Genomic DNA, 17,479 nt, shown 5'->3' with positions numbered 1-17,479 from the left:
ATGGGAGATGATTAGGTGATTGATCAGGAAGAGCAAAAACATCAGGCAGCCGACCACAGCCAAATAGCCACTTTGCTGCTGGAAACGGACATGGACTGTTACCTCACGATCGATGGTGAAGATCAGGGTAAGCTGGAAAGAGATTATCCCCGTAGCTTCCTTTTGCCATTGGGATATCCTCTTATTCATGCCGCTACGCAAGATGGTCTGATGGGAAAAGAATGGGTGCAGCCACTATATCGGCAAGAAGAGGTCGTGCATTTCATTCATCTGGCGGATGAACACGCTCAGGCACGAGCAAAACTTGAAGAGGAAATGCGGCAGCCGCTAGGCATAGAATGTTTGTCAGTAGAGCAGATACGGCAGGAGCAACTGAAAGCGGCAAAAAAAGCTGGACTTGCCCCCGTGTTCCGTGATGGCCCGGATAATCCCGAAATGGTGGTGATACCGGCAGGCAGCTATCGAATGGGCGACGTATCTGATAAACATAAGGTCACCATTTCTCGTTCTTTTGCCGTAGGCAAATATCCAGTAACGGTAGAAGAATGGAGAAGATACGTTGATGCGAAGAGCGTAGTTGCCAAGGAACCAATGAGCGTTTACTTTGGGGCACCAGGTGACGGCAGTGAAGTTAAGCCTTACGTCGAGCCGGAAGACCCTCCTCATTGTCCCTCTGATAATGGATGGGTAGGAACCACCCTGCCAGTCACTAACGTCAGTTGGTTTGATGCGCAGGATTATGTGCGTTGGCTAACCACCCAGACCGGCCAGACCTATCGCTTGCTGACTGAAGCAGAATGGGAATACGTCTGTCGTGCGGGCTCTGTGACTGAATATTATTGGGGCGATGAAATAGGCGATAACAATTGCAATTGTCAGGATAGCGGGAGCAAATGGAGTTGTAAACGTGCTTCGCGAGTAGGCAATTTCGCGCCTAATGTTTTTGGTGTGTATGACATGCTGGGAAATGTATGGGAATGGGTGGAGGACCATTGGCATAATAATTACGAGGGAGCTCCGACAGACGAGACAGCTTGGACGTATGGAGGTAACCAGCAAGGACGTGTGGTACGTGGTGGTTCTTGGGATTGCAGTCCAAAACTTTCGCGCTCCGCCAGCCGCGCCCGAGCCGTAACATCAAGCCGATACGACGATTTTGGGTTCCGTATTGCCAGCACGCTGGATGAACCAACCGTATAACTGATTCTCTCCTGTTTTGACCATTTCGATATTTAATCTCACTTGAGTAGCGAACAATACTGGTGGAATCTCAGTTTAATCTTGGTGAAATAACTGATCTTTCGCGTTTGTATGTGCTAAGCAGATTACTGCTTAGCACAAGGTTAACTCGGTTTTTGTCATTAAAATTAGCGGCAGGTGGCGAGAGGTGATTGGGTAACTAATATGGAAGAACAAAAACCGCAGGAAACCGAGCGCAGTCGTGAAGCTACCTTGCTACTCAAGACCGACATGAACTGCCGCCTCATGGTAAATAACGATAACCATGGGGCACTGCAGAAAAATACTCCGCTCCGTATCGCGCTCCCCTTAGGTAGTCATCTTATCAACGTCATCACGCAAGATGGTCTGCTGGAAAAGGAATGGACACAGGATTTAAATAACGAAGAGCAGATTGTCTACTTGATTCAACTGGCGGAAGAATATGCCCAGCTACAAGCAAAACGTGAAGAAGAAGTAGGCAAGCCGCTGGGCATAGAATGTTGGTCGGTGGATCAGATACAACAGGAGCAAATGACGGCGGCAACCGAAGTTGGACTCGCCAAAGTATTCCGCGATGGGCCGGATACTCCCGAAATGGTGGTAATACCGGCAGGTAGCTATCGCAGGGGGGAAGCATTTAACAAATACAAAGTTACCATTACTCGCCCTTTCGCAATAGGTAAATATCCGGTTACGGTAGCGGAATGGAAGTGTTATGTCGAAAAGGGCGAGATATCCTATTCCCCCTCGGATAACGATTGGGAAGGTGATAACTTGCCGGTGACCAATGTTAGTTGGTTTGACGCACAAAACTACGCAAGCTGGCTATCAACCCAGACTGGCCAGACCTATCGCTTATTGTCCGAAGCTGAATGGGAATACGCCTGCCGTGCTGGCTCTGTGACCGAATATTATTGGGGCGATGAAATTGGCGATAACAACTGCAACTGCCAAGACAGCGGGAGTGAATGGAGTCGTAAACGTGCCTCACCCGTGGGTAGCTTTCCTCCCAATATTTTTGGGCTGCATGACATGCTGGGGAACATATGGGAATGGCTAGAGGACATATGGCATGATAATTACGAAGGTGCTCCTACCGATGGGAAACCTTGGTCGTCTGGAGGCAACCAACTAGGTCGCGTGATGCGCGGCGGTTCTTGGAGTAGCTTTCCCAGGTACGCGCGCTGCGCCCATCGTCATGGGAGTGTACCGACAATAAGGAATTTTAATTTCGGCCTTCGTCTCGCCCGGACGCTGCCGTAAACAATAGCTATTCATTTAAGTGTATGTTCAAAAAATAAATTTTTGAACATCTACGTATCAGGCTCTTGTAAGTTTTCATCTTGAATTTAGAGCGCTCCTGAACCTTTACCATTTTCTCTTCAATTCTTTAACACGGGATGGCATTAATGAGTAATGAACAACACGAAGACTGTCTCAAGAATTCAGATTCCGGCGGCGAATCTCCTGTTAAGAGTGCCGCCGCTTTGCTGCTTGAATCTGATATGGATTGCTATCTCACTATAAATGGCGACGATCAAGGTAGACTGGATAAAAACACACCCCGGCGCTTTTTTCTATCTGCGGGTAGCCACCTTATTAATGCCATCACGCAAGATGGCTTAGTAGAAAAGGAATGGGTGCAACCATCTAATGATAAAGAGGTTGCCCATCTTATTTATCTGGCGGAAGAGCATGCACAGGCTCAGGCAAAATTTCAAGAGCAGAAAGAAGCGCTGAATGGACCGCTAGGCATAGAGTGTTGGTCGGTAGAACAAATTCAACTGGAGCAAATGACGGCGGCAACCCAAATTGGGCTTGCCAAATTTTTCCGCGATGGAACGGATACTCCCGAGATGGTAGTAATACCGGCTGGTAGTTATCGCATGGGCGAAGTATCTGACAAACATAAGGTTACCATTCCTCACTCTTTTGCAGTAGGAAAATACCCAGTCACAGTGGCGGAATGGAAGCGTTTCCTCGTGTCCGGCGAGACTACCTATTCCCCTGCAGATAACGGTTGGGCAGGTGACAATCTGCCCGTGACCAATGTTAATTTTATTCATGCGCAAGCCTATGTGCGCTGGCTATCGACCAAGACAGGCAAGACCTACCGCTTGTTGACTGAAGCTGAATGGGAATACGCGTGCCGTGCCGGATCGGTGACGGAATATTACTGGGGTGATAAGCTTGGCAAAAACAACTGTAACTGCCAAGACAGCAAAAGTGAGTGGAGTTGTAAGCGTGCCTCGCCAGTCGGTAGTTTTGCGCCTAACGCATTTGGGTTGCATGACATGCTGGGAAACGTATGGGAATGGGTAGAGGATACCTGGCATGATACCTACAACGGAGCTCCGGCAGATGGCAAGGCTTGGTCGTCTGGCGGTGCAATCAGCACCCTTAGCAATCAGGAATGGCGAGTGCTGCGCGGCGGTTCCTGGATCATTGATCCGAGGGACGCGCGCTCCGTTGTTCGCTTCATGAGCGATCAGTCGAGTCGTAACTCTTACACGGGTTTCCGTGTTGCCCGAGCATTGCCATGAGGTTGTAGCTTAGCTTATCGAAAACTGTTTTGGCTGATGAAAACATTGGCCTGATACGTAATTCAGCCACGCTATAAAGAAGCTGGTAAATCAACTATCCCCGTTCACGAGGACAATCTTTCATCTGATCAGGATGGAGCTGCTGGTCACAGCAAACCGTATTCGCACTTGAGAGATAATAACGCCGCATCGCGCGGCGTTATATGTCGATATATGGGTTACCGACTTAACCGGTTTAATACCGGCAAGATACTCACTTCAAATTGTATTTAGTGCAGTCTCGATAAGCGTCTCCCAAATGGTTTACGTTCTAATCTTACCCAGTTCTAATGTTTACTTTTATACGCTCAACTGCATGCAAATACAAGCTGCTTTTAAGCTGAGAATTAAAATTCAACCATATCAAAATCTTCCTTACGCGCCCCGCATTCCGGGCAAGTCCAGTTAACAGGCACATCTTCCCAGCGCGTGCCGGGCAAGATACCATCTTCCGGGGAGCCAGTGGCTTCGTCGTACAGCCAGCCGCAAATAAGGCACATATAGGTTTTATATTCAGGGTTCGGGGTCATGGCGAGTAATTTCAGTTAAAATTGCATTTTTATTTTGTATTTTACAATGACACTTACTGCCATGTCTGATATCCCGCCTATTGTCCTTACTTTTGGTGCCACCGATCCCAGCGGGGGGGCAGGTTTGCAGGCTGATATTCTGACTATTGCCAGCATGGGCTGTCATCCCTTGTCTGTTGTGACGGCAATCACGGTACAGGACACTGGCGGGGTAGATGACATCTTGCCAATTGATGCTGAGTGGGTATCGGATCAGGCACGCGCCGTGCTGGAAGACATGCCCGTGGCAGCGTTCAAAATCGGTCTGCTGGGCAGTGTAGAGAATATTGCGGCGATTGCTGAAGTGATCTCAGACTATCCCGATATTCCATTGGTATTTGACCCGGTACTGGCATCCGGCCGTGGCGATGAACTGGCCGATGAGGACATGTTGGATGCACTGCGCGAGCTGTTATTACCGCAGACCACTATCCTGACACCGAATAGCATAGAAGCACGCCGCCTCATTCAAGATGAGGATAATGACGAAGATAACCCCGACCTGGCCGAGTGTGCTAAGCGCATCATACAGCTTGGTTGTGAATATGTACTTGTGACTGGCACACACGAGCATACACCCAAAGTAATTAACACTCTTTACGGCGAGAACGGCTTACTAGTCCGTAGCGATAGCTGGGCACGTCTGTCAGGCATTTACCATGGCTCCGGCTGCACACTGGCCTCGGCCATTGCCTCTTTGCTGGCAAACGGCCTGTCGATGAATGAAGCGGTGAAAGAAGCTCAGGAGTTCACTTGGCAGGCATTGCAATATGCCTTCCGCCCCGGCATGGGACAACACATTCCAGATCGTTTATTTTGGGCTCGTGATGACGAAGAGGATGAATCCAGCGTACGCCATTAAAGGCGTTTACGCCATTACGCCAGACTGCGCTGACACCACAGACTTGCTGCATCGCGTGCGACTGGCGCTGACAGGCGAAGTACGGGTTCTGCAGTATCGCAATAAATCAGCAAATACCACGCAGCGACTGGAACAGGCTCACGCCTTACGCAAACTGACGCGTGAATTTGCCATACCGTTTATTGTAAATGACGATGCCCAACTAGCGGCGCAGGTAGATGCAGACGGCGTGCATTTAGGTGTAGCGGATGGGAGCGTTGATACGGCGCGTGCCACACTGGGCAGGCATAAAATCATCGGCATTTCTTGCTATAACCGTCTATCACTGGCTCAGGATGCAGTTCATGCAGGTGCAGATTACGTGGCCTTCGGAGCGTTTTTTCCCTCAACCATCAAGCCCAACGCTGAAGTGGCAGATATTAAGCTATTGCAGCAGGCACGCGCCGAACTTTCCGTACCGCTGGTAGCAATAGGTGGCATCACCCCGCACAATGCCGCATCGTTAGTGCATGCCGGTGCAGATGCGCTGGCGGTGATTTCGGCTTTATTTGGCGCGAAGGACATCATCGCGACCGCAAAAAAATTGTCCACGTTATTTAATTCAAGTCGATTCGAAAATAATAAAAATTAGAAACATGTAATCATCCATCAAAGACTTCCAGAAGTGTTCTTAGCTTAGTACATTGCTCAGCACATTTGATTCTTAGATTCGATTTCATTCAGGTTATGCGTACTTATTTACCCTGCGTCAACGCCATTGCTTTTTGAAAATATTTAAATGCCTCATCCGGTTGCTGCAATTTCTCCGACAAATGACCGAGCGTAGTATACGCAACGCTGCTGGGTGCAATGCTGTTACTGGCATCCAGATAGTTTTGAGCTTTACTCCATAACCCCTGATGCAAACACAGCTTCCCCAGCACCAACAATAATCCGGCATCGTCAGGATGCTGCTTGAGCCAACGCTCTGCCTGTTCAATATAGCTTCCTGCTTCGCCCGTCAGACATTCCCCATAGAGCATTACCAAATCGCTATCCCATGCCGCGTTCAGTCTGTCAGTGATAATCTGCCTTGCGTTACGACAATCCCCTTGATGGATGAAAGCACGTGCAGCAGCCGCTACAACTTTAGGGCGCCTTTTGAACTCCCCAGGGGTACTTTTCCAAATGGCCAGCAACGCGGGAGCATCCAGCGTGTGTGCGCGGATTTTTTCCAGCCAAGCTTGCTGGCGTATCTGCGCAACAGCGACGCCGTCCATTGCACTGCGCTTTTCCAATTGATCTACAATATCCAGTATTGCGTCCCAATTTCGCGCCTGTTGCTGTGCCCTAAGCTCAAGATGAAGCGCGCCAACATGTCCTTTTACTCCGCTCTCGCGCAACTCTTTTAGCGATTGAAGCGCGGCTTGAGGTTGATGTTGATCGAGATTAAATTTGGCTTGCGCCATTAAGCGCATGGTGGATACACCTACCGACTCATTATCGGCTGTAGCCAGGTAAGCATCTCGCCTCTCGAATTCACGCAACTCATGTGCTGCACGTGCTGCAATAACAGGGTTGAGGCCGGAACTTTCACCTAATTCCATCGCGCGTACCGCAGCTTTTTCTGCTACCGCAAAGCGCCCCTCGAAGAACGCGTCAAGCGCTTCCATCATGGCTGAGTGACCTTTGCTGTGAGCACGTTCCATGCGGAACTGGCGCACGTAAGCGGGAAGGCGGATGGCGGACAGCGCCAAGCGCACGGTGAAATATCCCAGCACCAACAAGGCTAACATCATCAGCAAAAACAAGGTCAGCGACACCTCAATACGATAGGGCGGATACACTAACAACACGTAGCCGGGATTGTGTGCTGCCAACTTCAGCGCCACGGCCAGCGAGAATAATCCCAGTAGCCACACCAGGAATTTCATCGCAACCCCTTACCGAGCGAAGAACGATAGTTACGCGCGGCTTCCAGGCTCGCACTGACATCCGGCATTTCAATGTTTATGCTGGATTCCCGCAACTTCTGCAAGGTCGTGACAGCCTGCGCACCCCGGGTGGATTTGGCATCAAAATAGCGCACTATCCATTCCTGCGCCGACTGCAGATCATGTTTAAAGCTCTTTTCGTCGCGCGACAACAAACCAAGACGTGCTGACAATAAGCGTAACTTCAAGTTTTCGCGCAAAAAGAACGTTTGTGTAGGCGACAATAGCGGCAACTCACGCTTCTGCATATTTTCGATGCGCACCAAGCGTTTCATGTCTTCCCAGATTTCGCGCATTAACCTTTGCCATGCGCCCTCCTCACGTACCGGCGTGGTCATAATGACATTTTTTTCCTGTGGCACATGCGCAATATCCTGTACCAGCGGCAAGGTATCGACTTCGGCGATAAGATTATCGAGGCGGAAATTGATACCCGGCACATCCACATCTGGCAATGTACGCAACTTGTCAATGTCGCGACTGATAGCCTTACGTAATCCATTTAAGGCGGCACGATCCATGCGTTTAAGGCGATCATCGGCCTGCTGCATGGCAATTAACGCCGCTTTCACATTGGCAGAAAGTTGCAATTGCTGCCCAGCAATCAACAGCATCTGCTCCACTTCAGCCAGCACTGTCTCGTCGCGGCTGCCGGACAAATCCTGATACAACGACTCCAGCGCAGCACGCTGATTTTGTGCTTCGGCAGAATGGGCTTCCAGCACGCCAACTTTGACAGACAGCTCGCGCATGGACTCTTTCACTTGCGTCATTAACACTTGGTTGGCCTTGTTGTTCCCATCCATTTCAGCCAAGCGGCGCGCCAATTCCTGCTGCATATTATTAATCTGGAGGTGGGTATCAAACCACTGCCATAAAAATACTACCAGGACCACAGCCAGGACCACCTTCATAATACTTATGCGGGAAATGATATTTTCCATTGAATTATGAGACGAAGCGGTAGGTGCTGCCATAGTCTCCGGCATGGCAGAATTAATTTGTTCGGCGGGCGGCGCTTGCTGGGTCATAGCTTATTTCCAATTCTGTTTGCAGCATTTTTCTTTGCCCATGCTATCAAACCCGATATCAGGCCGTCATCCCCTACTTCAGTCGGCACCACCTCGCTCCAACCCAACTTATGTGCAATTTCGGCAATACGTGCGTGCGGCACGAATAGTGGCACAGTGGCAAGCCGTTTTTTCGCCATGTTATCCAGCATGGCCCACAGATAACCTAACGCCTCACTGCTGGTTACTGTAATTGCATCTGGATTGGCAGCAAGTAGCATGGAGGCATTCTGACGCGGCCTGGCACGTTGGTAACACGTAACGTACTCAACCTTGGCGCCACGCGCTTTAAGGGTATTGCCCAATAACTCACGTCCACCATTGCCGCGAAAAATCACCACACGCCAGCCTGCAATCTGTTTTAATTCCGGTAGCGCCAGCAATGCTTCGCTATCGAAACGATCTTGCGGCGCGATGATATTTTTTACACCGTAATCGCGCAGTGCGCGAACACTACCTTGTCCTACCGTCGCAATTTTTAAGGTCGTTGGCAACGCATTATATTGTTCGGTTGAAACACCAACGTTACCCTCTCCCGTGTTATTGCCCACATCTGTTCCATTTGCAAGAGGAGAGGAGCGAGGAAAATCCAGCTGATTAGGGAGGGAAAATTCGCTTGCAGCGTTGATAGCTTCCATGCCATAACGCACTGCATTGGGGCTAATAAAAATAGCAAGATTGAATTCATGCAAACGGGTGATAAGCGCACACAAGGGCTGCGAGTCAAGCACCGGGCTAACTTCCAACAGAGGAAACAGGGTGGCTTGCCCCCCAGCCTGTGCTATGCGTTGTGCCAATTGCATTGCCTGCTCGCGCGGGCGAGTCACCACGATGTTCAATCCGGCTAGTGGCTGCTGTTGCATCATGCCAAAAACAAATTTTGTTTTATTACAGTCATTGGCAGTGAAATATCTACCAAAACAAAATGTATTCTTTTTATCTTGTTGCCTCTGTAGTGAATTATTGTGTCAAATTTCATAGAGTAGCCAGAATCTCATCCGCGCCTTGCGCGCGCAAAGCTTGCGCCACGGCATTACCTAATGCTTCAGGATCGGCGGTTGAACCACATAGTTCGGCATGCGCCATGCGCTTGCCATCCGGGCTGCCGACAAAACCTCGCAAGCGCAGCTCATTGCCCACTATTTCTGCAAAACCACCTAGCGGCACTTGGCAGCTACCCGCCAGCGCACGGCTCAAGGCACGTTCCGCCTGCACACAAGCAGCAGTGTCCGCATGGTGTAGTGGTCGCAACAGTACTTCCAGATCAGGGCGGGAAATGAGACATTCAATACCCAGCGCACCCTGACCGACTGCCGGCAGGCTATTCTCAGGAGAAATTAAATCGCGAATACGATCGCCCAAGCCCAAACGTTTCAAACCCGCAGCGGCGAGTATGATGGCAGCATATTTGCCTTCGTCCAGTTTGCGCAAACGGGTCTGCACATTACCTCGCAATGACTCAATTTTCAGGTGGGAGAAACGGGCACGCAACTGACTTTCGCGGCGTAAGCTGGAAGTGCCGACCACACTGCCCGGCGGTAGCGCTTCGAGATTGGCATGGAGGTTAGACACAAAAGCATCGCGCGCATCTTCACGCTTGCCGATACAGGCCAACATAAACCCCTGTGGCAAATGCATGGGCACATCCTTCAGCGAGTGCACCGCAATATCAGCGCGTCCATCTTCCAGCGCAGTCTCAAGCTCTTTCACGAATAAACCCTTGCCACCAATTTTAGACAGCGTTATATCAAGAATTTGATCGCCTTGCGTGGTCATGCCCAATATGCTGATTTCAGTTTGTTGGTATAATGCGCGCAGCCGATCACGGATAAATTCTGCCTGCCACATTGCCAACGCGCTTTCACGCGATACGATGACCAGTTTTGCGGGAATGGTTTGCGTCTGAGATACCTGATTCATTGCTTTTCCTGAATCTTTAGTTGTAAATTCGATTGCGCCGCATTCTAACATGAGCCTATTGCGCGCGCGTTATACCGTATGCTGTAGAAGACACCTGTTTTATGAAGATAAACGCCATGAACTTGCTTGCCACGCCTGCCGACATATCATTTAAAGACATACCACTACGTGAAGACATTCGCCTGCTCGGACGTATCCTTGGTGACACCCTGCGCGAACAGGAGGGCGATAAAACCTTCGATTTAGTCGAGAACGTGCGACGCTGTGCAGTGCTTTTCCGCAAGACTCAGGACGAGCGAGATCGCCACCAACTGGAACAAATCCTGGATGCGTTGTCACCGCGCGACACGTTGTCCGTAGTTCGTGCTTTCAGTTATTTTTCGCAACTGTCCAACATTGCCGAAGACCTGCACCACAACCGTCGTCGTCGCGCACATCTCAATGCTGGCTCACTGCCACAAGAAGGAAGTGTGCAACTGGCTCTCGATCGTATACAGGACAAGAATATTTCTACCGAGGCCATACAGGCTTTTCTTAACAAGGCGTTGATCTCACCAGTGCTGACCGCACACCCTACCGAGGTGCAGCGCAAAAGCATTCTCGACTGCCAGCTCATCATCGCCAGCCTGCTATCAGACCGCGATCGAATCAACATGACACCGGACGAGCTTGCCGATAATGAAGAAGCCCTGCGCCGCTTCGTACTGATTCTGTGGCACACGCGCATGTTGCGCACTTCCAAATTAACAGTGCCGGATGAAATAAAGAATGGGCTAACCTATTATCGCTATACTTTTCTCAGTGAAATTCCCAAGATTTATGCCAGCCTGGAAAAGCAAATAGAAGCGCGCTTCGACACGCGCCTGCGCATTCCGCCATTTCTACGCATCGGCAGCTGGATCGGCGGCGACCGCGACGGCAACCCGTTCGTCACGCACCAGGTCATGCTGGACGCAGCCATGCGGCATTCAGCTACAGTACTGGAATACTATCTGGCGGAAACCCATCTGCTCGGTACACGACTGAGTCTGTCTACCCAACTGGTAAAAGTCAGCCAGGAGTTGGAAGCGTTTGCCGCGCAATCGCCGGACAAAGCGGTAAGTCGAGAAGATGAACCTTATCGCCGCGTGCTGATCGCCATCTACTCGCGTCTGGTGGCTACGACAGAACAACTTGGACACCACGTCAAGCACCTGCGTGCCGTTGGCCAAGATGCCAAACCTTACGCTAATGCGCAAGAATATATAGCCGATCTTGACATTATTATTCACTCACTGGAACAACACGGCGCGTTGTACCTGGCACGCGGGCGAGTGGCTTATCTGCGCCGGGCCGTCGAGGTATTCGGCTTCCATCTCGCACCGCTGGATATGCGTCAGCACAGTGGGGTGCATGAACAAGTAGTGAGTGAGTTGCTCGCCAAGGCAGGTACCACTAATTACCTCAAGCTGGATGAGGCAGGTCGTTGCAGTGCATTAATTATGGCGTTGCAGGCAGGCAAGGTATTGGCCAACGATTTGGAACTGTTCTCCGATACCGCACAAGGTGAGCTGCAACTGATGCAAGTGGCTGCAGAAATTCACCACCGCTTTGGTCACGTAGCATTGCCCAATTACATCATTTCCAAGACTGATTCAGTAAGTGACATGCTTGAAGTAGCACTAATGTTGCAACAGGCCGGCTTGCTGGACAACGATCATGAGCTGCACCTCAACATCATTCCGCTATTTGAGACCATCACTGACTTGCGCAATTGCGGCGTAATCATGAATGAATTATTCTCTATTCCGTTCTACCGGGAACTGCTAAAGAGCCGCGACAACACACAGGAAGTCATGCTGGGCTATTCCGACAGCAACAAAGATGGGGGTTACCTTACCGCCAATTGGGAACTCTACAAGGCTGAACTCGAACTGGTTAAAGTGTTCAAAAAGCATGGTATTGAATTACGCCTCTTCCACGGCCGTGGCGGTACGGTAGGGCGCGGGGGCGGCCCAAGCTACGAGGCCATTCTGGCGCAGCCGCCGGGCAGCGTAAACGCTCAAATTCGCATCACCGAACAAGGCGAAGTTATCGCCAGCAAATATTCCGACCCGGAAATTGGACGGCGCAATCTGGAAATTCTTATCGCCGCCACCATGGAAGCCACACTATTGCATCACCACGGCGATCATAATGGCAGCACCATGCCGGAATACCTCCGCATTGGGGAAGCGCTCAGTCTAGATGCCTTCGCCGCCTACCGCAAACTGGTTTATGAAACTCCCGGGTTTACCGATTATTTTTTCGCTGCCACACCGATTCGAGAAATTGCTGAACTCAACATCGGCAGTCGCCCCTCCTCGCGCAAGGCATCCAACAATATTGAAGATTTGCGCGCTATTCCTTGGGTATTCAGTTGGAGTTTGAACCGCGTACTGTTGCCAGGCTGGTACGGCTTTGGTAGCGCAATACAACAATTTATCGAACGTGAAGGCGAAACCGGACTGCAACAACTACAAGCCATGTATCAAAACTGGGCGTTTTTTCGCGGCCTGCTCTCTAACATGGACATGGTTCTGTCCAAAACCGATATGGGTATCGCCTCACGCTATGCCGAACTGGTGCCGGACGAAAGCTTGCGTCACACCATCTTCCACATGATAGAAACGGAATGGCAACGCACTGTGGACATGCTGTTCGCAATCACCGGCGCAACCACTTTGCTGGAGAGCAACCCAACCTTGGCGCGCAGCCTTACCACGCGTACTCCCTATATCGACCCGCTTAACCACCTGCAAGTTGGGTTATTACACCGCCACCGCTCGGGCGACACCCACCACCTAGTGAAACGTGCGATACACCTGACAATTAACGGAATTGCGGCGGGATTGAGGAATAGCGGATAGAGTTAAAGGCAATATTATTGCCCCTCATTTTTTATGTAAGTCTTGTTTTATGTAAATCTTGGGGGGATTTTTGATACATGAAAGCAGTTTGCTGATCCCTGCATACATTCTGCTTGCAACAAACTTTATTTTTAGTTGGTTCGGCAAGGTAATAAAGCGTGACCCAACTAACCAAACTCTTTCACAATAAACTGCTGTCTGCGACTAATCGGCAACATCTCATTTAATTGCTTGAGATTGACTGTCCAATGTGACTCACCGTTTTTCTCGTCGACCACTTTTTCAAAGCCGGCAATCTCGTCTTTTGCCACCAAGCAATTGCGATGGATGCGAATGAAACGTGCGGCAAATTCCTTTTCCAGCGCGCCAAGCGATTCTTCAATCAGGTACTCACGTTCCACTGTGCGCACAGTAACGTATTTCAGCTCAGCACGTAGATACAACACTTGCTCGATGGGAAGAAGATGGATCTTGCCACGTTCGTGAATAGCAAGATTTTTACGCGGCTCAGGGGCAAGTTCCTGTAATTTTTCATTCGCTAAAGGCACGGCAGAACGTGCACGTATGAGAGCCTCGGATAAACGCCCAAGCCGGATAGGTTTAAGCAAATAATCAACAGCATGCAACTCAAACGCCTGAATGGCGTAAACATCATAAGCTGTGGTAAAAATGATTGCTGGTGGCTTAGGCAGCTTATTAAGATGTTGCGCCAGTTCGATTCCATCCATTTTCGGCATCCGAATATCTACCAGCACCACGTCTACTTGTACTTCAGATAACTTATCCAGTGCCTCGTGCCCATTGCCTGCTTCACCTACCAGTTCCAGCGGCAGTTTTTCAACGCAATCGGTGAGTAGATCCTTAAGGCGATTGCGTGCAGGCGGCTCGTCATCCACTATAAAAACAGTGAGGGGGATTTCAACATTGTTCATTGAACTCTCCTTAAAAGAACTCTCCTTAAAGTTTAACCAAGCAATGCAGCTCTCTTTTCCCACGCGAGAGCTTTTACCCAGACTCTCTCAAGTGACAGAAGGCGACTGCAAAAGTTCCTTAACATAGGGCAGCTTGATATGCACGCGGTAAAAATCCTTGCCAATTTCAACCTTATAACTTGCTTCGACATCAAATTGCAGCGCTAAACGTTCACGTATATTGCTCAATGCTATTTTGTTGCCTACATGGTGGCTGCCTTGTTCCTGACGCGGATTATATATTTCAAGGTGCATTTCATTGCCGTTGCAATATAGCTTAATCTCGACAATCCCGCCCTCGGCCAGCGGCTCAATGCCGTGATATACGGCATTTTCAAGTAATGGCTGCAAGATCAGCGGTGGCAGTAACGCATCATCCGGCATATTGTCGATGTACCAGTTTACCTTGAGGCGTTCGCCCAAGCGTAATTGTTCCAGCGCGAGGTACTGACGCGCAAGCGCCACTTCTTGTCGCACAGTCACTAAATCGCCATCGTGTGCCATTGCCATACGGAACAGATCGGCCATATCTTCCAATGCGGTTTCAGCACGCCTGGGGTTGGCGCGAACAATACCCAGCACTGCATTAATACTGTTAAACAGGAAGTGTGGGCGGATACGAGCCTGCAAGGCTTGCAAGCGAGCCTTATCCAGTGCAGGGGAAAGAGCATGGGCACGAAATTGAAAATAGACCAACAAAAGGCCCGCAATAACACTACTGAGCAAGGCGTTACGCCAAGAATGGAAATATCCATAATCTACAGTGGAAATATACAGCCTGCCCCCCAAATGGTAAATCATCAATGTGACAGACATTGCCAATAGTAGTACTACAGTAGCGCCCTGCTTGTAGGACAGCCGTGCTAACCAGAAATTAAGCACGAACAACAGTGATAAATTCAACAACAACACCGGCTGTAGCAGCATAGCGATGTCTATTATGCGCTCCAGAATATCCTGCCAGGATGATGCCTGTGCAATAGCAACCAGCAGTGCCATACCATTGACTAACAACAAGCTACGCAATATGACACCCCAGTTACGAAAATCGGGTAACGCATCGGACAGCGTGTTTTGATTTATACTTTGCATATTTGGCATGACAGATATATCTCTGTATATACCGCACATTCTGGACAAGAGACGATGACGATGCAAGACAAAAAAACCTGGTCCGGACGATTTACCGAACCGGTCGCGGAACTGGTGAAACGTTATACAGCTTCAGTAGAGTTTGATAAACGACTAGCACCGTTCGATATTCATGCATCACTGGCTCATGCACAGATGCTGGAGGCATGCGGCATCATTACGACGCAGGATTTAACTGATATCCGTCGTGGCATGACACAAATCGAACATGAGATTCTTAACGACAAATTCGTTTGGTCACTCGATTTAGAGGATGTGCATCTCAATATCGAAAAGCGCCTGACCACGCTTGTAGGCGATGCTGGTAAGCGTTTGCACACCGGGCGTTCGCGTAACGACCAAGTGGCAACCGATGTGCGTCTGTATTTGCGCCACGCCATCGACGAACTTTATGAACTCATACGCAGTTTGCAATCTGCAATCATTGATCTTGCCATACAGCATACAAACACCATAATGCCGGGCTACACCCATTTACAGGTCGCGCAGCCGGTGAGTTTCGCGCATCACCTGATGGCGTATTTTGAGATGCTTAAGCGCGATGCGGAACGCATCATTGATTGTCGTAAGCGCGTCAATCGCCTGCCACTTGGCGCGGCTGCATTGGCTGGCACCAGCTACCCGATTAAGCGTGAGATGGTGGCGGAACTTCTTGGTTTCGATGGTGTGTGTGAAAACTCTCTAGACGCAGTATCCGATCGCGATTTCGCCATCGAATTTACCGCTTGCGCCGCGCTCACCATGACACATTTATCACGCTTGTCAGAAGAATTGATCCTGTGGATGAACCCACGCTTCGGCTTCATCGACATTGCCGACCGTTTCTGCACGGGATCTTCCATCATGCCGCAGAAAAAAAACCCAGACGTGCCGGAACTGGTACGTGGCAAGACCGGCCGCGTGAACGGCAATCTAGTAACATTATTGACACTGATGAAAGGCCAGCCATTGGCCTACAATAAAGACAACCAGGAAGATAAAGAACCCCTGTTCGATACGGTAGATACACTCACTCAAACCTTGCGCATCTACGCCGACATGGTAGGTGGCATCACGGTCAAGCCCGCAGCCATGCGCGAGGCTGCGTTGCAAGGTTATGCCACGGCCACAGACTTAGCTGATTATTTGGTAAAGAAGGGGTTACCGTTCCGGGATGCACACGAAGCGGTGGCACTGGTGGTGCGCTTTGCCGAACAGCGCAATTGCGACCTGAGCGATCTAAAGCTGGAGGAATTACAACAGTTCTCGTCACTCATTGCAGATGACATCTACTCTGTACTCACACTGGAAGGTTCGTTGGCCAGCCGCAATCACCTCGGTGGCACTGCGCCTCAACAGGTTGAAGCTGCCATCGCGCAAGCGCGCAAACACCTCGCCGGGCCAAATTAAATATTAAAAAGGCGACCTTGCGGTCGCCCAAAATCAATACCTAAAAACATTTTTCTATGAACGAAGTAACCTCTGTAACTCTCCGTTATTATACATCTCACTCACGATATCGGAGCCGCCGACAAATTTGCCATGAACATAGAGTTGAGGAACAGTTGGCCAATCAGAATAGTCCTTGATGCCTTGGCGAATTTCCGGATCAGCAAGCACATTAACGGTAAAAAGCCCTGTCACGCCGCATGCATTAAGGGTTTGTACTACATTGGCAGAAAATCCACATTGTGGAGATTGCGGTGTACCTTTCATATATAACACCACAGGATTGCTGGTTACTTGTTCTTTGATGAGCGCTTGTACGTCCATGATTATAGCCTCTAAAATTTAGTTGAATAATTTGCCGAGCTATATTAGCAGTACGTTAACTACCGGGTCAAGGATTAAGTAAGCACTCGCCTGGTGTTTTCTACCGCCGCTCACCTCTATCCATTCACTTTTTTCGTATCCCGCTTGAGCATAATAACAAGGCTATAACACGCCACGTTCAATCTCATGAAGATAGATAAAGTCCGGTGCTTTTACGCCTGCTTTTTTCCTAATTTCCACCAATTCCGGGGATTCGAAGAAACGCCGGGCATTGTCCAGTGATGACCACTCTGAGAAGTGGACGATGTTATTTGCGTCGTTGTCGTAACGCAGCAACTGGTAACTGATTTCTCCCGCCTGCTTTCTGATGAACACTGCTTGGTCAAATACCACTTTCCATGCTAGGTAGGACTCGACCTCATGAATAATTAAAACGTGTTGCATATGAACCTCCCTGATTTAAGAAGCAATTTGCGCGTTCGCATAATTCCCCTAGCCAGATTTTAAGTCAAAGCACCC

General features: G+C 49.7%; 16 protein-coding genes. 7 read left to right on the top strand and 9 right to left on the bottom strand.

From position 1 onward, the window contains the following. Window positions 1-15: 15 nt before the first annotated feature. The 3 genes from W01_RS10430 (at window position 16) to W01_RS10420 (ending at window position 3,764) form a co-directional block, all read left to right on the top strand. Window positions 16-1,200, top strand: a complete 1,185-nt coding sequence (locus tag W01_RS10430) for a formylglycine-generating enzyme family protein (RefSeq protein ID WP_173054468.1) — start codon at window positions 16-18, stop codon at window positions 1,198-1,200. 204 nt (window positions 1,201-1,404) lie between these two features. Further along, window positions 1,405-2,484, top strand: a complete 1,080-nt coding sequence (locus tag W01_RS10425; RefSeq protein ID WP_173054466.1) for a formylglycine-generating enzyme family protein — start codon at window positions 1,405-1,407, stop codon at window positions 2,482-2,484. Between the two features lie 146 nt (window positions 2,485-2,630). Beyond that, window positions 2,631-3,764 carry a formylglycine-generating enzyme family protein gene (locus W01_RS10420; RefSeq protein ID WP_173054464.1) on the top strand — a complete coding sequence of 378 codons (1,134 nt, stop codon included), beginning with the start codon at window positions 2,631-2,633 and terminating at the stop codon, window positions 3,762-3,764. Between the two features lie 386 nt (window positions 3,765-4,150). On the opposite strand, the gene W01_RS10415 is transcribed toward W01_RS10420, so the two are convergent. Next, the gene (locus W01_RS10415) at window positions 4,151-4,333 is read right to left on the bottom strand and encodes a rubredoxin (RefSeq protein ID WP_173054462.1); all 183 of its coding nucleotides are present in this window, start codon (window positions 4,331-4,333) and stop codon (window positions 4,151-4,153) included. 61 nt (window positions 4,334-4,394) lie between these two features. Between W01_RS10415 and thiD the strand changes: the two genes are divergently transcribed. Both thiD and thiE read left to right on the top strand, forming a co-directional pair. Next, window positions 4,395-5,234, top strand: coding sequence for a bifunctional hydroxymethylpyrimidine kinase/phosphomethylpyrimidine kinase (gene thiD, locus W01_RS10410; protein ID WP_173054460.1), 840 nt, complete (start codon window positions 4,395-4,397; stop codon window positions 5,232-5,234). Continuing rightward, complete coding sequence (gene thiE, locus W01_RS10405) at window positions 5,212-5,865, top strand: thiamine phosphate synthase (protein ID WP_242006942.1); 654 nt, start codon at window positions 5,212-5,214, stop codon at window positions 5,863-5,865. Before thiD ends, thiE begins: the two co-directional genes overlap by 23 nt. A gap of 103 nt (window positions 5,866-5,968) precedes the next feature. On the opposite strand, the gene W01_RS10400 is transcribed toward thiE, so the two are convergent. The 4 genes from W01_RS10400 to hemC all read right to left on the bottom strand — a co-directional run bounded on the left by W01_RS10400 (window position 5,969) and on the right by hemC (window position 10,197). Next, window positions 5,969-7,147: a heme biosynthesis HemY N-terminal domain-containing protein gene (locus W01_RS10400; protein WP_173054456.1), complete on the bottom strand. Its 1,179-nt coding sequence runs from the start codon at window positions 7,145-7,147 to the stop codon at window positions 5,969-5,971. After that, window positions 7,144-8,238: a uroporphyrinogen-III C-methyltransferase gene (locus W01_RS10395; protein WP_173054454.1), complete on the bottom strand. Its 1,095-nt coding sequence runs from the start codon at window positions 8,236-8,238 to the stop codon at window positions 7,144-7,146. Before W01_RS10395 ends, W01_RS10400 begins: the two co-directional genes overlap by 4 nt. Then, window positions 8,235-9,143: a uroporphyrinogen-III synthase gene (locus W01_RS10390; protein WP_242006941.1), complete on the bottom strand. Its 909-nt coding sequence runs from the start codon at window positions 9,141-9,143 to the stop codon at window positions 8,235-8,237. Before W01_RS10390 ends, W01_RS10395 begins: the two co-directional genes overlap by 4 nt. 109 nt (window positions 9,144-9,252) lie before the next feature. Continuing rightward, window positions 9,253-10,197, bottom strand: coding sequence for a hydroxymethylbilane synthase (gene hemC / locus W01_RS10385; RefSeq protein ID WP_173054452.1), 945 nt, complete (start codon window positions 10,195-10,197; stop codon window positions 9,253-9,255). A gap of 101 nt (window positions 10,198-10,298) precedes the next feature. On the opposite strand from hemC, the gene ppc reads away from it, so the two are divergent. Beyond that, on the top strand, window positions 10,299-13,085 hold the full coding sequence (ppc, locus tag W01_RS10380) for a phosphoenolpyruvate carboxylase (protein WP_242006940.1): 2,787 nt from the start codon (window positions 10,299-10,301) through the stop codon (window positions 13,083-13,085). 167 nt (window positions 13,086-13,252) lie between these two features. On the opposite strand, the gene W01_RS10375 is transcribed toward ppc, so the two are convergent. Further along, a complete protein-coding gene (locus tag W01_RS10375) occupies window positions 13,253-14,017 on the bottom strand; it encodes a LytR/AlgR family response regulator transcription factor (protein WP_173054450.1) in 765 nt (254 codons plus the stop codon). Window positions 14,018-14,104: 87 nt separating this feature from the next. Then, on the bottom strand, window positions 14,105-15,157 hold the full coding sequence (locus W01_RS10370; protein WP_242006939.1) for a sensor histidine kinase: 1,053 nt from the start codon (window positions 15,155-15,157) through the stop codon (window positions 14,105-14,107). A gap of 45 nt (window positions 15,158-15,202) precedes the next feature. Between W01_RS10370 and argH the strand changes: the two genes are divergently transcribed. Continuing rightward, the gene (argH, locus tag W01_RS10365; protein WP_173054448.1) at window positions 15,203-16,597 is read left to right on the top strand and encodes an argininosuccinate lyase; all 1,395 of its coding nucleotides are present in this window, start codon (window positions 15,203-15,205) and stop codon (window positions 16,595-16,597) included. 54 nt (window positions 16,598-16,651) lie between these two features. Here the strand turns inward: argH and grxD are convergent, their stop codons facing one another. Then, window positions 16,652-16,960, bottom strand: coding sequence for a Grx4 family monothiol glutaredoxin (grxD, locus tag W01_RS10360; protein ID WP_173054446.1), 309 nt, complete (start codon window positions 16,958-16,960; stop codon window positions 16,652-16,654). A 162-nt stretch (window positions 16,961-17,122) separates the two neighbouring features. Then, complete coding sequence (locus tag W01_RS10355) at window positions 17,123-17,404, bottom strand: antibiotic biosynthesis monooxygenase (protein ID WP_173054444.1); 282 nt, start codon at window positions 17,402-17,404, stop codon at window positions 17,123-17,125. Window positions 17,405-17,479 lie beyond the last annotated feature (75 nt).

Origin of the sequence: Candidatus Nitrotoga sp. AM1P (genome assembly GCF_013168275.1) — a bacterium.
GTDB lineage: Bacteria > Pseudomonadota > Gammaproteobacteria > Burkholderiales > Gallionellaceae > Nitrotoga.
Note: the sequence above shows the minus strand (reverse complement) of the source record. Positions and strands in the feature narration are given on the sequence as shown.

Excerpts from the sequence above, each read along its gene's own strand:
- ppc (WP_242006940.1), top strand. The coding sequence starts at position 10,299 with ATGAAGATAAACGCCATGAACTTGCTTGCCACGCCTGCCGACATATCA.
- W01_RS10390 (WP_242006941.1), bottom strand. The coding sequence starts at position 9,143 with ATGATGCAACAGCAGCCACTAGCCGGATTGAACATCGTGGTGACTCGC.
- W01_RS10400 (WP_173054456.1), bottom strand. The coding sequence starts at position 7,147 with ATGAAATTCCTGGTGTGGCTACTGGGATTATTCTCGCTGGCCGTGGCG.
- W01_RS10375 (WP_173054450.1), bottom strand. The coding sequence starts at position 14,017 with ATGAACAATGTTGAAATCCCCCTCACTGTTTTTATAGTGGATGACGAG.
- W01_RS10415 (WP_173054462.1), bottom strand. The coding sequence starts at position 4,333 with ATGACCCCGAACCCTGAATATAAAACCTATATGTGCCTTATTTGCGGC.
- W01_RS10370 (WP_242006939.1), bottom strand. The coding sequence starts at position 15,157 with ATGCCAAATATGCAAAGTATAAATCAAAACACGCTGTCCGATGCGTTA.
- thiD (WP_173054460.1), top strand. The coding sequence starts at position 4,395 with ATGTCTGATATCCCGCCTATTGTCCTTACTTTTGGTGCCACCGATCCC.
- W01_RS10355 (WP_173054444.1), bottom strand. The coding sequence starts at position 17,404 with ATGCAACACGTTTTAATTATTCATGAGGTCGAGTCCTACCTAGCATGG.
- W01_RS10425 (WP_173054466.1), top strand. The coding sequence starts at position 1,405 with ATGGAAGAACAAAAACCGCAGGAAACCGAGCGCAGTCGTGAAGCTACC.
- grxD (WP_173054446.1), bottom strand. The coding sequence starts at position 16,960 with ATGGACGTACAAGCGCTCATCAAAGAACAAGTAACCAGCAATCCTGTG.
- thiE (WP_242006942.1), top strand. The coding sequence starts at position 5,212 with ATGAATCCAGCGTACGCCATTAAAGGCGTTTACGCCATTACGCCAGAC.
- W01_RS10420 (WP_173054464.1), top strand. The coding sequence starts at position 2,631 with ATGAGTAATGAACAACACGAAGACTGTCTCAAGAATTCAGATTCCGGC.
- W01_RS10395 (WP_173054454.1), bottom strand. The coding sequence starts at position 8,238 with ATGACCCAGCAAGCGCCGCCCGCCGAACAAATTAATTCTGCCATGCCG.
- hemC (WP_173054452.1), bottom strand. The coding sequence starts at position 10,197 with ATGAATCAGGTATCTCAGACGCAAACCATTCCCGCAAAACTGGTCATC.
- argH (WP_173054448.1), top strand. The coding sequence starts at position 15,203 with ATGACGATGCAAGACAAAAAAACCTGGTCCGGACGATTTACCGAACCG.